At 41.7% G+C, this 13717-nt stretch carries 9 protein-coding genes; 6 read left to right on the forward strand and 3 right to left on the reverse strand.

The genetic code is table 11. The features are described from left to right. Nucleotides 1-238 precede the first annotated feature (238 nt). The 5 genes from V7K25_RS19875 (at nt 239) to V7K25_RS19895 (ending at nt 8071) form a co-directional block, all read left to right on the forward strand. Nucleotides 239-979: a dienelactone hydrolase family protein gene (locus V7K25_RS19875; RefSeq protein ID WP_335160212.1), complete on the forward strand. Its 741-nt coding sequence runs from the start codon at nt 239-241 to the stop codon at nt 977-979. Nucleotides 980-1094: 115 nt separating this feature from the next. Next, nucleotides 1095-1997: a S1 RNA-binding domain-containing protein gene (locus V7K25_RS19880; protein ID WP_335160213.1), complete on the forward strand. Its 903-nt coding sequence runs from the start codon at nt 1095-1097 to the stop codon at nt 1995-1997. 1538 nt (nt 1998-3535) lie between these two features. Next, the gene (locus tag V7K25_RS19885; protein ID WP_335160214.1) at nt 3536-4411 is read left to right on the forward strand and encodes an SDR family oxidoreductase; all 876 of its coding nucleotides are present in this window, start codon (nt 3536-3538) and stop codon (nt 4409-4411) included. A gap of 71 nt (nt 4412-4482) precedes the next feature. Continuing rightward, nucleotides 4483-5991 (forward strand): HlyD family efflux transporter periplasmic adaptor subunit, encoded by a 1509-nt coding sequence (locus tag V7K25_RS19890; RefSeq protein WP_335160215.1) that lies wholly within the window; start codon nt 4483-4485, stop codon nt 5989-5991. Nucleotides 5992-6385: 394 nt separating this feature from the next. After that, nucleotides 6386-8071, forward strand: coding sequence for a flavin monoamine oxidase family protein (locus tag V7K25_RS19895; RefSeq protein WP_335160216.1), 1686 nt, complete (start codon nt 6386-6388; stop codon nt 8069-8071). Here the strand turns inward: V7K25_RS19895 and V7K25_RS19900 are convergent. Continuing rightward, nucleotides 8050-9693, reverse strand: coding sequence for a S8 family peptidase (locus V7K25_RS19900; protein ID WP_335160217.1), 1644 nt, complete (start codon nt 9691-9693; stop codon nt 8050-8052). The two genes, V7K25_RS19895 and V7K25_RS19900, sit on opposite strands and share 22 nt — an antisense overlap. A 245-nt stretch (nt 9694-9938) precedes the next feature. On the opposite strand from V7K25_RS19900, the gene V7K25_RS19905 reads away from it, so the two are divergent. Beyond that, complete coding sequence (locus tag V7K25_RS19905) at nt 9939-10115, forward strand: hypothetical protein (RefSeq protein ID WP_335160218.1); 177 nt, start codon at nt 9939-9941, stop codon at nt 10113-10115. 18 nt (nt 10116-10133) lie between these two features. Here the strand turns inward: V7K25_RS19905 and V7K25_RS19910 are convergent, their stop codons facing one another. Both V7K25_RS19910 and V7K25_RS19915 read right to left on the reverse strand, forming a co-directional pair. Further along, a complete protein-coding gene (locus tag V7K25_RS19910; RefSeq protein WP_335160219.1) occupies nt 10134-12836 on the reverse strand; it encodes a type I secretion system permease/ATPase in 2703 nt (900 codons plus the stop codon). Then, complete coding sequence (locus tag V7K25_RS19915; RefSeq protein WP_335160220.1) at nt 12785-13567, reverse strand: peptidylprolyl isomerase; 783 nt, start codon at nt 13565-13567, stop codon at nt 12785-12787. The genes V7K25_RS19910 and V7K25_RS19915 overlap by 52 nt, the downstream gene beginning before the upstream one ends. Between the last annotated feature and the right edge of the window lie 150 nt (nt 13568-13717).

Genomic DNA, 13717 nt, shown 5'->3' on the forward strand with positions numbered 1-13717 from the left:
GAGTGGGGAGTGGGGAATGTTGATTTACTACTCAGCACTTTTAACTCAGCCCTCCTTTAATGACCAGCTGCATTTGCTACATGTCAAATATTTTATTTACACATGAAGTTTTTCTGGTACAAATTTCTAATGCGCTCCTATTGGTAATTGATAATTTGAATGGAAATAACCTGGGCATACTGGCATAGTTATATCAAATAAACACACGGCTAATCATACAGCACTGGTAAAAATTATTATGACAGAGCAAGGAATAATTACCACAACGGTTAATCTTTTGCAAGATACTATTCAAATTTCAGCTTATTTGGCAGAACCAAAAGAAGTTGGATCTTACCCAGGAGTCTTGGTATTACAAGAGATTTTTGGTGTTAACGTTCACATTCGGGATGTTACAGAACGAATTGCCAAACTTGGGTATGTAGCGATTGCACCTGCACTTTTTCAACGGACTGCTCCTGGTTTTGAAACCGGATACACACCCGAAGATATTGAAACGGGCAGAGGCTACGCTACGCAAACTAAAGCCTCAGAGTTATTGAGCGATATTCAATTAGCAATTGACTACCTCAAAAATCTGCCTCAAGTGAAAAAAGATAGTTTTGGTTGTATTGGCTTCTGCTTTGGTGGTCATGTTGCATATCTTGCAGCTACCTTACCAGATATTAAAGCTACGGCTTCCTTCTACGGTGCTGGAATTACCACTCGCACACCAGGAGGTGTAGCTCCCACTGTCACCCGCACCAGAGAAATTCCAGGCACTCTCTATGCCTTCTTTGGTAGAGAAGATGCTAGCATTCCAGGCGAACAAGTAGATGAGATTGAAGCAGAGTTAGAAAAATATAAAATTCCTCATCGTGTGTTTCGCTACGATGGAGCTGATCACGGATTTTTCTGTGACCGTCGTGCCAGTTATAATCCTAAAGCTGCTGCTGATGCTTGGGAGCAAGTCAAACAACTCTTTAGTCAACTGAACTAGTCATTAGTCATTAGTGAATAATAAACGACAACTGACGAATGACAAATGACAAGTGACAAATGACAATCTAAACTCCAGTTGCACCATATCAAATAACAATTAATCTTCAAAAGTCATGAATTCCGAATCGAAACTTTCTCAAACAGCCAATTCGCCGTTTACGATGGACGATTTTGCCAAAGCACTAGAAAAACACGACTACCAGTTTCAAAAAGGACAGGTTGTACATGGCAAAGTGTTCCAACTTGACCATGATGGAGCTTATGTCGATATTGGTGGCAAGTCGTCAGCTTTTCTGCCGCGCGATGAGGCTTCTTTGAGAGCAGTTACCGATTTATCGGAAGTGCTGCCATTGCAAGAGGATATGCAGTTTTTGATTATCCGAGATCAGGATGCAGAAGGTCAAGTCACCCTTTCTCGAAAGCAGTTGGAAATTCAGCACATCTGGGAACGACTGGCCGAAATGCAGGAAAATGCTCAGACTGTGCAAGTAAAGGTTATGGGTGTAAATAAAGGTGGTGTCACCGTAGATATTCTCTCCTTGCGGGGATTTATTCCGCGATCGCACCTGGCCGAGCGTGATAATTTAGAAGCTCTCAAAGGTCAAAATCTGACTGTGGGCTTTTTGGAAATCAATAAAAACACCAACAAACTCATCCTTTCCCAGCGATTAGCAACTCGTTCTAGCAACTTCAGCTTGTTAGAACTAGGTCAACTGGTGGAAGGTAAAGTTACTGGCATCAAACCTTTTGGTGTATTTGTTGATTTAAATGGTATGGGAGCTTTGCTTCATATCAAGCAGGTAAGCCAAAAATTCATCGACTCTTTAGAAAAGGTATTTCAAGTTGGTCAGCAAATTAAAGCTGTAATTATTGACTTGGATGAGGGTAAAGGGCGGGTTGCCCTTTCTACCAGAGTTTTGGAAAACTTCCCTGGTGAAGTGCTAGAGAATATGGATGAGGTGATGGCTTCGGCTGAGGCGCGGGCTAATAGAGCTAATAACAAAGCTGCTGAATAGTTTTGAAGTGGGGTGTTTGCACAAAGCGTTTAAATACCCATGTGAAACAATTTTGAATTGTTAATACTCCCTCTGCATCTGCAAAGATGTGGGGGGATTTTAACTCAGCCTAATACTGTGTAGTTTTGCCTAAAAAATAACTCCAATGTAGGTTGGGTTGAGGAACGAAACCCAACCTTTTCACAGCTTTGTTGGGTTTCACTCCGTTCAACCCAACCTACAAATCTTCTTAACGTAATTACTTAAGTTATACCAATTCTGTATGAAGATGCGCTTATGGTGCAAGAAATAAAGAACGAACCGCCAAGAGCGCCAAGTACGCCAAGAAGAAATAAGAAATTAAAAGATTTGGCGCAGCTTCACAAAGAAACGGTATTACGTCGAATTTAATAAGCAAAATGACATTTGACTTACTCAAAAGAAGCTTTTACTTTCTCAAACCTCAGTTTGCTTTCTCATTTCAGTGTTTTCCGCAAGCAAAATCAGCTTTTACTTTCTCAAACCCCAGTTTGCTTTCTCATTTTGGTGTTTTCCGCAAGCAAAATCAGCTTTTACTTTCTCAAACCCCAGTTTGCTTTCTCATTTTGGTGTTTTCCGCAAGTAAAAGGAGCTTTTACTTTCTCAAACCCCAGTTTACTTTTTTATTTCGGTGTTTTCCGCAAGCAAAAGAAGCATATTGCTTTTTCAATATGCTTTGAAGCAAGGTAAAGGGTTAAAATTCCCTAACTTTAACGCTATCCAGATAATCAGTTCTGCTATAGAAGAGATGAATTCACCCACAGATGAATGAGCAAGCAGCACTAATTCAGATAACTTTAGAGGGCAGAAAAATGAGCTATCCTGACCGATACGACCAGGAGAACCTGCTGAACTTGCACAGGGCTAAGATGTCGCTTGAACAAGCTATTGACTTGTTGAGCCAGTAAAATTAATCCCATTACCCCATCCTCTACATCTTTGGAGATACAGGGGATAATTTTTTGAGATTAAGATAAATAAGGTATGACTTATTGGCTAATAGAGACCTAACCCCCAACCCCTTCCCTATTAGGGAAGGGGAGTAAGATTCAAAGCCTCTCTCCTCTTAGGAGCTACGGTGTACACACAAGTCGAATTACCCCCCTTAATCCCCCCGATATATTGGGGGGAAACCGGAAATCTAGTTCAATCCCCTTTATAAGGAGGGAAACCGGAAATCTAGTTCAATCCCCTTTATAAGGGGGGAAACCGGAAATCTAGTTCAATCCCCTTTATAAGGGGGGAAACCGGAAATCTAGTTCAATCCCCTTTATAAGGAGGGAAACCGGAAATCTAGTTCAATCCCCTTTATAAGGGGAGGGAAACCGGAAATCTAGTTCCCTCCCCTTTATAAGGGGAGGGTTAGGGTGGGGTAAAACCTTGGGTTTTTCAGCTATTTCAGACTTGTGTATACACCGTAGCCTCTTAGGAGAGAGGAATGGAAGTGAGGTCAAAGTGTATTGCATACAAACGAGCGAACCTCTATATAAACCCTGTAACTATTCAATTTAGGTATTTATATGTTTCTAATAACTGGAGCAACGGGAGGAATTGGTCGTAGAGTTGTGCGACTTCTACGGCAACGAGAACAGTCTGTGCGGGCATTTGTCCGTCTAACTTCGCGCTACAGCGAGTTAGAACACCGGGGTGCAGAAATCTTTATCGGTGACTTGCTAGAAGAAAGAGATATCCAGAAAGCTAGTCGGGGTGTCAAGTATATTATCAGCGCCCACGGTTCTGATAGCGATGCTCTATCTTTAGATTACCGCGCCAATATTGAACTAATAGACCAGGCTAAAGCCAATGGTGTAGAGCATTTTGTCTTTATTTCTGTACTGGGAGCCGATCGCGGATATGAAGACGCTCCTGTATTTAAAGCCAAACGAGCAGTAGAACGATATTTAGCAGCTAGTGGCTTAAATTACACTATTTTACGCCCATCTGGATTAGCATCTAACTTGCTACCACTCGTAGAACAATTTCGGGAAACGGGATTGTATCTGCTAATTGGCGATCGCAAAAACCGTACCTCAATTGTCAGTACCGATGATTTAGCAAAGATAGTGGTGGATTCTGTGACAGTTGAAGGCGCTCGCAACCAGATTTTACCTGTAGGAGGCCCAGAGATTTTATTACGAGAAGATATTCCCCGGATTTTTGGCCGGATCTTCAACAAAGAACCAGTAATAATTAACTCACCACTATTTGCCGTTGATGGGTTACAAAGTGCATTAGGTTTAATTAATCCCCAAATCCAAAAAGCTTTGGGAACTTATCGCACATTGCTAGCAAATGAATTTTTCTGTACAAAAGATGAAATTGCCAATTTAGAAGCGATTTATAACTTCCAGTTGGAGACATTAGAAAGTTTTTTGCGGCGTTATCTAGCAGTTTGAATAGTCATCAGTCATTAGTCATTGGTCATTAGTGAATAACTATTGGACTTTAGACAAATGACGAATGACAAATGACAAATGACAAAGGACAAAAACATATGGTAAATGCTGCTCAAGCACGTCAGACAAAAGAGCGATTCGCCCAACCAGAGGAACAACTTACTTATGAGTTGGGGAAGGCGGTACAGGAATTGCCACCTCTGTACACAAGATTATTAGCGGGAACGATGAGCGTCATCGTATTTGGAACAATCGCCTGGGCGTACTTTTCGCAAATAGATGAAGTAGCAACAGCACCAGGAGAATTAATTGCTTCCACGCAGGTAAGACCGGTGACATCCTTGGGTGGGGGGTCAATTGTTGCTGTTAAAGTACGAGAAGGCGATCGCGTTACTAAAGGTCAAGTTCTGGTTCAAAAAGATCCAGACTTGCAAATAACCGATGTTTCCCGTCTAGCCAAATCTTCTAGATTGATTCAGGACGATTTGCAACGTTTGGATGCAGAACGCACCGGAGGCAAAGCTACTGGAACGAAACTGCAAGATGAACTTTTAAGTTCTCGCCTGCAAGACTTCCAAGCGCGGCAAGCAGGGGCGGAAGCAGAAGCAAATCGCCAATTAGCACTCATAGATCAAGCCAAAGTCCGTTTGACTCGATTGCAAGACAACTTAGTTAATGCCAAAACCAGCGTTGCCAATGCCAAAACTAACCTTGCCAACGCAGATAGCATCCGAATTAAAATTGAAAGTAATTTGGCACTTGCCGAAGAAAGGGAAAAAAGCCTACGCAGCTTAATGACTCCTGGTGCTGTACCTCGTGTCGATTACTTGGATGCCCAAGAAAGATTAACTCGTGCAAAGACAGAAATCACTAGATCGCAAGATGAAGTGACTAACGCCCAGAATAAAATCACAGAGGCTCAAGATAAAGTTACATCATTAGAAAAAGATATTGCAGCCCAAGTCCAAGAAATTCGCCAAGCAGAACAATCTTCCAATGCTGCACGCAGTCAGGCCCAGCGTGTAGCATCAGAACGCCAAAGTGAAATTTTGACCCAGTTCAACAAGCGTAAAGAAGAACTGACAACTGTTCAAGGCCAATTAGAACAGGCGAGGAAGCAGCAAGCTTTAGAAACGATTGAGGCTCCTGTTGCCGGTACAATTTACAGAGTTAAAGCCACCAAGGGGCCAGTGCAATCAGGTGAAGAATTGCTGTCAATTTTGCCGGAAGGGGAAGAAATGCTTCTAGAAGTGAAAGTTCTCAACCGCGATATTGGCTTTATTCGTCAAGGAATGAAGGCAAAAGTGAAAATGGCGACTTTCCCTTTCCAGGAATTTGGCACTGTGAATGGAGAAGTTATGCAAGTCAGTCCGAATGCAATTGTTGATAAAGAATTAGGCTTAGTTTTTCCCACCAGAATTAGGCTAAATAAACACTCAGTTAACGTCCGGGGTCAAGAAGTAGAATTTACACCAGGTATGTCTGCTTCAGGTGAAATTGTCACTCGTAAAAAGTCAATTTTGACATTCATCACTGAGCCTGTGACACGGCGGTTCAGCGAGGCATTTTCAGTTAGGTAGTGTTTTTAGCCTCTGCTGTTTTTATAGCATTTCCTAATCATACAAGGTACATCAGAGCAAGCTCTTCGCAAGCGGGGAGCGGTTCTTGTACTTAACTCAATCGACAACCGCTAGCTATATCAGGTACGCCTAGCATCCCACAAAATACTGATTTAGTCTTGGTAAACCAAAGCTTTCAAGAATAATTTAATTATTTTTCATATTTAATTTCATTACTTTATCAAAAAAGTCATTTCAACCTGCAATTATTAATTTTATTTGATATGGCGGTTCCCATTTAGATGGAGTACAACATTACATAACGAGGTGTAGGGGCACGGCAGTGCCGTGCCCCTACGGGTATATCTCACGTAAACGAGAACCGCTATAATTAGCGGCAATAAAGGTGTGCTTAATGGCTAGGTCTGCACTAATAGTATCTTTGCAACGCGCTTATAAAATTGCAAGGGCATCGCTCAAAACTGGCATTCCCACCGATGAGATAGTTGATATTTTAAAACAAAGAACCACTCGTCGCCGCTTACTTTATAGTGGTTTGGGATTAGCAAGCGCATTAGCTACAGCTACCTGGCATAATGGACGTGATTCTACGGCTTTTGCCACGATTCCCAAAGTGCTGGTAGTGGGTGCGGGAATTGCTGGCTTGACTGCTGCCTACCGCTTACATCAAGCTGGAGTTCCTGTAGACATCATTGAAGCGAGGAGCCGCGTTGGTGGTCGGATACGTAGTTTAGCTAACGCAGCAGGTACTGGCGTGACTGTGGAACTTGGCGGAGAATTTATTGATGCAGATCATACGAAATTGCGATCGCTTGCTCAAGAGCTTGGTTTAACAATAGTCGATTTACTCCCTACTGATAAAGGATTAGTACCAGAAACATGGTACTTTCAAGGACGCAAAATTCCTGAACTAGAAATTATCAATTACTTCATTCCTTTAGCACAGAAAATTGACGAGGATTTAGTTGCCATTGGGGATGGAGATGTAACTTATCGCTCTTACAATCAGGCAACTTTCGCTTTAGATAATACCTCCATTGCAGAGTATTTAGAGCAAGCAAAAATTAATCCCATTCTGCAAGAAATGCTGTATGTTTCTTATACTACTGAGTATGGACGAGAAGCAGCAGAACAATCGTGTTTGAATCTGGTGTTTTTGATTGGTACTAACACCGATAAATTCTCAGTCTACGGTGAAAGCGATGAACGTTACACCATTCGTGGTGGTAACGACCAAGTACCCCGTCTGCTAGCAGATTATTTAGCAAATACTATACAAACTGAAACAGAATTAGAAGCTATTTGTATCCGTCCCGATGGTCGCTATCGAGTTAGTTTACGGTCTGGGTATAGAACCTTTGATCGTACTTATGAAAGAATTTTGTTGACATTGCCCTTTAGCACTTTGCGTTTAGTGAAGTTGCAAGTCAATTTACCAGCAATCAAACAGAAAGCGATCGCCGAATTAGGATATGGTACAAATGCCAAATTAATTACAGCCTATCAACAAAAGTTGTGGCGCACTAAATATAACTCAACAGCAGCAACATTTACTGATACAGGCTTTCAAAACACCTGGGAACCCAGTCGCTATCAAAAAGGCCCCAAAGGTCTGATTACTGACTTTACTGGTGGTGAACATGGTTTATCTTTGGGCAAAGGTTCAGCAGAATCTCAAGCCGAAATACTATTACCACAATTAGATCGAATTTTCCCCGGAATCAAAAACCTACGTCAAGGTCAAGCCATTCGCGCCTATTGGCCTGGAGAACAGTACACAAGAGCCTCCTATACTTGCTATTTAGTCGGACAATGGACAGGCATAGGTGGAGCTGAACAGGAACGTGTAGGTAATCTATTTTTTGCTGGTGAACACTGTTCTCAGTCCTACCAGGGATATATGGAAGGGGGTTGTAGAACAGGTGAAGTTGCAGCTAAGAGAATACTCAAAGATTTAGGTTGGCAAAATATCTCTGCTGAACAGAAAAAACTAATTACTACCAATCGATTAAATCGCTATCATCCCAGGGTTCCAAGGAACGAACGTTTTTCTGACGACTACACCCAAGAGTCAAGGTAATTGTCTAGCAGCTTGTCATTAGACATCGCCTGACCGATTAAAGAACCGACATCATAACTATTAAAACTAGAAATAGTATCTGGTGTTAGATATTGTGCTGTTTCTGTAATCGTCTGACCGATTAAAGAACCGACATCATAACTATTAAAACTAGAAATAGTATCTGGTGTTAGATATTGTGCTGTTTTTGTAATCCCCTGACCGATTAGAGAACCAAAATTGGAACTATTAAAACTAGAAAATGTCTGTGATGTGAGATGATTTTCGGCTATTGCGTTTAGATTTAGCAAATTGTTGCTAGAAATCACCTGCCTTGCCAGAGAACTAACATTGGAAATCTTAAAATTAGAGAAACTAGAGATTGTACTTTGTGAACTATTTTCTGCTGTGTCTGCGTAGGCGTGGCTCGTCGTAGACATCGACTGACTCGGCACAGAACTAGAAATATTTGAACTATTTGTACTTTGTGTACTATTTTCTGCGGTTTCTGCCACAATCTGACGGACTTGGGCATCAGTCAAGTTGTGGTTAGCACTAAGCATCAGAGCAACTATACCAGCAACATGGGGAGCAGCCATAGACGTGCCGCTATAAGTGGCATATTGATTATTCGGAACTGAGGAATAGACCTTGACTCCTGGGGCTGTGACATAGGAAATTTCATTTGTTCCAGAACGGTTAGAGAAGTCGGCCAGATTATTATTTTTATCCACAGCGCCAACGGCAATTCCCGACTTGGATGCATAGCGGGCGGGATAGTCTGGTGATGAGTCACCATCATTACCTGCTGCCATGACGACAATCACTCCTTTGCTGCTGGCATAGTCAATAGCTGACTCTAAAGTACGGTTGGAATAAGCACCTCCTAAACTGAGGTTAATCACGTTAGCTCCATTGTCCACAGCATAATGAATGCCTTTAGATATGGAACTATAGGAACCGGAGCCAGAGTCATCTAAAACTTTGACGGGCATAATTTTGGCATCATAAGCAATACCAGTGACACCGTAGTTATTATTTTCTCCGGCGATCGTCCCGGAAACATGAGTGCCATGACCGTTGTCATCTAGGACATTATTATTATTGTCAACAAAGTTCCAGCCGTGGATGTCATTAGCATAGCCGTTGCCATCATTATCTTTACCATTGCCAGCAACTTCCTTGGGATTTGTCCAGATATTATTTTTTAAATCCTCGTGGTTATAATCAACCCCAGTATCTACAACAGCAACAACAACGCCTTTACCTGTGTATCCATGTGCCCAGACTTCCGGTGCTTTCACAAGGTCTGCTCCCCAATTATTGCCACCAAGGTTAGGAACATCAGCAAAGGTATTCTGACCAATAGCTCTAGCCACTGCTGCTGCTCCATTAATCAAGCCATAGCCATTAGTGGAGTTATAATTTTGGGCGCTAAAAGCATTAGTAGTAGCATTATTGCTATTTTCAGAGTCACCGTTGTTTAGCAACTGCACATCAGCATCGGCTGAGTTATAGCTACTAGGTCTACTGAAGTTGAGGCTGTGGTCATCTTTCGTCTTAAAGCTATCTAATGAGGAAATTGAAGTGACATTTAGCTGTTGATTTGACAACACATTGTTATTAACATCATCAATGAGCATAAGTATTTTTTCTCAAAGATAGCAATCATTTTTGACGGTTTGAAGCTTTAAAATTTTGATAAAAAATTCAATTTTTCAATAAGCCTCATTGTCAATAATTACTATGAAATTTTAGAAGAAAATGCTAATTTTATTACCAAAAAAGGTTCTGACAACTGTGGTTTTTATTAAGAGTAAATTCATCAAGTGAATCTTAAATCTTTAAAGTGTAAGAATGGACACTAAGGCAATGAGAAGAAAACGTTATGACTGTTACTATTTTTAAAACTATTGCGATCGCTGCCTATAAAATTATTTACACCGCTCAAACTGGAGTGAGGGTAATTATCAAAATCATCAAAATTAAAATGGCGAATGGAGTTATGCTCCATTCGCCAAAGGCTATCCTTAATCAGCTTTCCAAACGTTTATCTTTTATGTAGCCACAAGCTTTGAGTTAGTTAAATATTTGCTTGCTGTCGTTGATATAATGACCAATACAAACCCTTTTGTTGCAACAATTGTGAGTGAGTACCACGTTCGGCAATCACGCCTTGCTCCAATACCAAAATCAAATCAGCACGTTTGAGAGGGGCAAAGCGGTGAGCAATTAAAAACACGGTACGGTTAGCAGAAATTTTTTGCAGGTTTTGCAGTACTTGTTGTTCAGTTTCACTATCCAAAGCGCTGGTAGCTTCATCCAAAACTAAAATCGGCGCTTGGGAAAGAAATAGCCTTGCAAGGGCAATACGCTGTCTCTGTCCGCCCGATAAAGCTGTACCGCGTTCGCCAACATTGGTTTCGTAACCGTAGGGTAATTGACTGATGAAGTCGTGGGCTACTGCTAATCTTGCCGCCTCTACTACTTGCTCTGCGGTAATGTCGGGACTACCGAGAGTGATATTTTCCAAAATGGAACCGTTGAATAAAAAGTCTTCTTGGAGAACTACACTAACTTGTTGCCGCAGTGATGCTAAATCGGCACTTTTTATATCAAAACCATCAATAAGAATGCGTCCTGATTCAATTTGATAGAGGCGTTGCAATAGCTTAGACAGGGTACTTTTACCAGAACCGCTACGTCCGACAATGCCAACAAATTGCCCTGGTTCGGCATTGAAAGAGATTCCCCGCAGAATTGCTTCAAAGTTCGGCCGGTAGCGGAAAAATACTTGCTCGAAGGTGACTTGTCCTTTCAGGGGTGGTAAAACTAGACCAGTTCCCAGTTCAGCTTCTGGGGAGACGTTGAGAATATCACCAATGCGATCTACAGAAAGTAGCACTTGTTGGAGGGTTTGCCACAACTGTACTAAGCGCAAAAGTGGGCCTGTGACTCTACCAGAGAGCATTTGAAAGGCAACAAGCTGTCCAACTGTGAGTTTTTGTTCGATGACTAACTTAGCGCCAAACCAGAGAATCAGCAGGGTGGAAAAATTGGTAAGAAAGTCACCAATATTGCTACTGATATTGGAGGTAGTAGAAGCTTTAAAACCTGTGCGAATGAAGCGAGCAAATAAGCCTTCCCAGCGATCGCGGGCTACTGGTTCTGCTGCATGGGCTTTAACGGAGTGAATTCCGGTGATTGTCTCTACTAGAAACGATTGACTATCGGCACTCCGATTAAAGGTTTCGTTGAGCCAGTTACGCAGAATCGGTGTTGCAACTATCGTCAAAGTCGCAAATAGCGGCAGTACTGCTAAAGCTACAAAGGTGAGTGGGATATTATAGTAAAACATCAATGCTAGGTACACCACAGCAAAGATGCTATCCAGAATCACAGTTAATGCTGTACCTGTGAGAAACTGACGAATTTGTTCGAGTTCCTGGACTCGTGCTACTGTATCTCCGACGCGCCGCGCCTCAAAATAAGCCAAAGGCAAACGCATCAGATGGCGAAATAGCTGTGCTGATAAACTCAAATCCAGACGACGAGCTGTATGGGTAAAGATGAATAGGCGCAGAATGCCAAGTATGGACTCAAATATAGCTACGAACAAAAGTGCGATCGCCATTACATCGAGAGTCGGCAAACTCCCCTGCACCATCACTTTATCAATGACGACTTGCGTAATTAGTGGTGTTGTTAACCCCAAAAGCTGCAAGGTAAAAGATGCTAACAATACTTCTGTGAGTAATCCCTTATACTTCCAAACTGCTGGGGTGAACCAACTGAGGTTAAATTTTTCTTGCTGGGATATGAGTTCTACTTGCCACAATCGCCCATCCCAAGACGCTTCAACTATCGACTGCGGTAAGCTTTCACAAATGCGATCGGGATTTAGAGGGTTAGCGATAATTAAGCGATCGCCTTTAACTCCATAAGCCACCACCCAAGATGGACTCTGGGGTGAATCAGAATTCCACAGCAGTAAAGCTGGAAATGATAACTGTCGCAACTCACCCCAACTCACTTGTAACCGCCGCAACACTAACCCTAACTTTTCTCCTGCTTCCACAACCTGTTTTGGGCGTTGTCCTCTGAGTTGACGCTGCACCCATTCCAGTTGCACAGAATTTTCTAACTGTTGCGCCACCATTGTTAAACAGGCAGCAGCAGTGTTCCAGCTGGCAACAAAAGGATAATTTGAAATGATCAGATTGGCGGCTGGAAGTCCTCTTTGGGGTTGGAGGCTGTGGGGGCTAGAAGTTCCCTCTGAGGCTGGTGCTAGTGAAGGAGTAGAAGAAAAGGAAAATGTGTCTTTCTCTCTTTCCACATTCACTGGTAACACTTGCCAGAATTCCTGAATTTGTGGGTTAGAAAATTCTGCCCACAGCGCTGTATGCCAACACACTACTACTACTTCTTTACTAGCAGCTACAGCTTTAAAATCCCCAGATAGCTTTTGGAAGTCACCAAACCAATCCCCCACATCGAGGGCTGCTAAAGGTTTACCAACTCCCTCTTCTCGTAAGCGGACTTTTCCAGCCACAATTAAGAATTGGTAACCGCCAACATCGTTTGACCAGATTTTCTCTCCAAGACGATACTGACGAGTTTGAGACTCTTTTTCCAATCGGGATTGTTGTTCGGGAGTCAGCCAACATAATGGTGGCTGATTCCAAGGCAAAGAAGCTAGCACTTTTAATCGTAAAGATTCATTATCCAGAATATTTAACTCACTTGTAATTTGACTGTCAGTTTTTGAATTTTCTCTGCTAGCCATTTCTCAAACAACTCATTTTGTAGTGCTTGCTTTAGTTGAGTATCTTCTAAAGACGCTGGCAGAAATTGTTCTACTCGAAACAAACCATAAGGTCCTTCTCCTTGGGGAGAGTCTTTGCCAACGATTTCTATTGGGCCGATCAATTGTCCAGGACTGGCCACATCAATAGCTGCCCGTAATATATCCGGCATACTTCCTCGGCTGACTATTCCCATCATGCCGTTCACAATTCGATCATCTGAAAGGGAATACTCTTTAGCTAGTTGCTCAAAACTACCTCCTTCTTCAATTTGGGTGTGTAGTTCGTCTGCCAATTCTCGATTATCAACAACGATCCGAGAAAGTACCACCCGATCCAAAAAAATTTTACGTTCAATAAAATATTCTGGGACTTTTGCTTGAGTCACTACAGCTTTTAGCTTTTCTAACTTGTAACCAAAAGCTACTGATGTATGAAAGGTAGCGTAATCTGTGTTGTTGGCTTTTAACCATTCTTGAAAACTTTGCGGGTCAATCAGTTGGTTTTTCAGTCTAAAGTCAATAATTGCTTGTTCAGTTATTGCTGTACCAATCTCAATATCGTCTCGTGTTCGGATTTCTTCTTCAATTACGTACTGACGGAGAATATCTCCAATGAACTGTCCCAATTTTCCAGAGGCTTGCAGGTACTTTACTGCTTCCTCAATAGAAATTATTTTGTCATTGATTGTCAAAAATGATAAAGATTCCATGAAATAACTATGTGAAAATGGTTAAGCATTTATAAGACTTTTAAATTAAATCATATAAAAAGTATTTGGTCATTGATGATTAAATATGATAAAGATTTTATGAATTAATTACATCTAAATGGTCAAAAAATTATATAACTAGTAAATAAA

The organism is Nostoc sp. (assembly GCF_036919495.1).
GTDB lineage: Bacteria > Cyanobacteriota > Cyanobacteriia > Cyanobacteriales > Nostocaceae > Nostoc.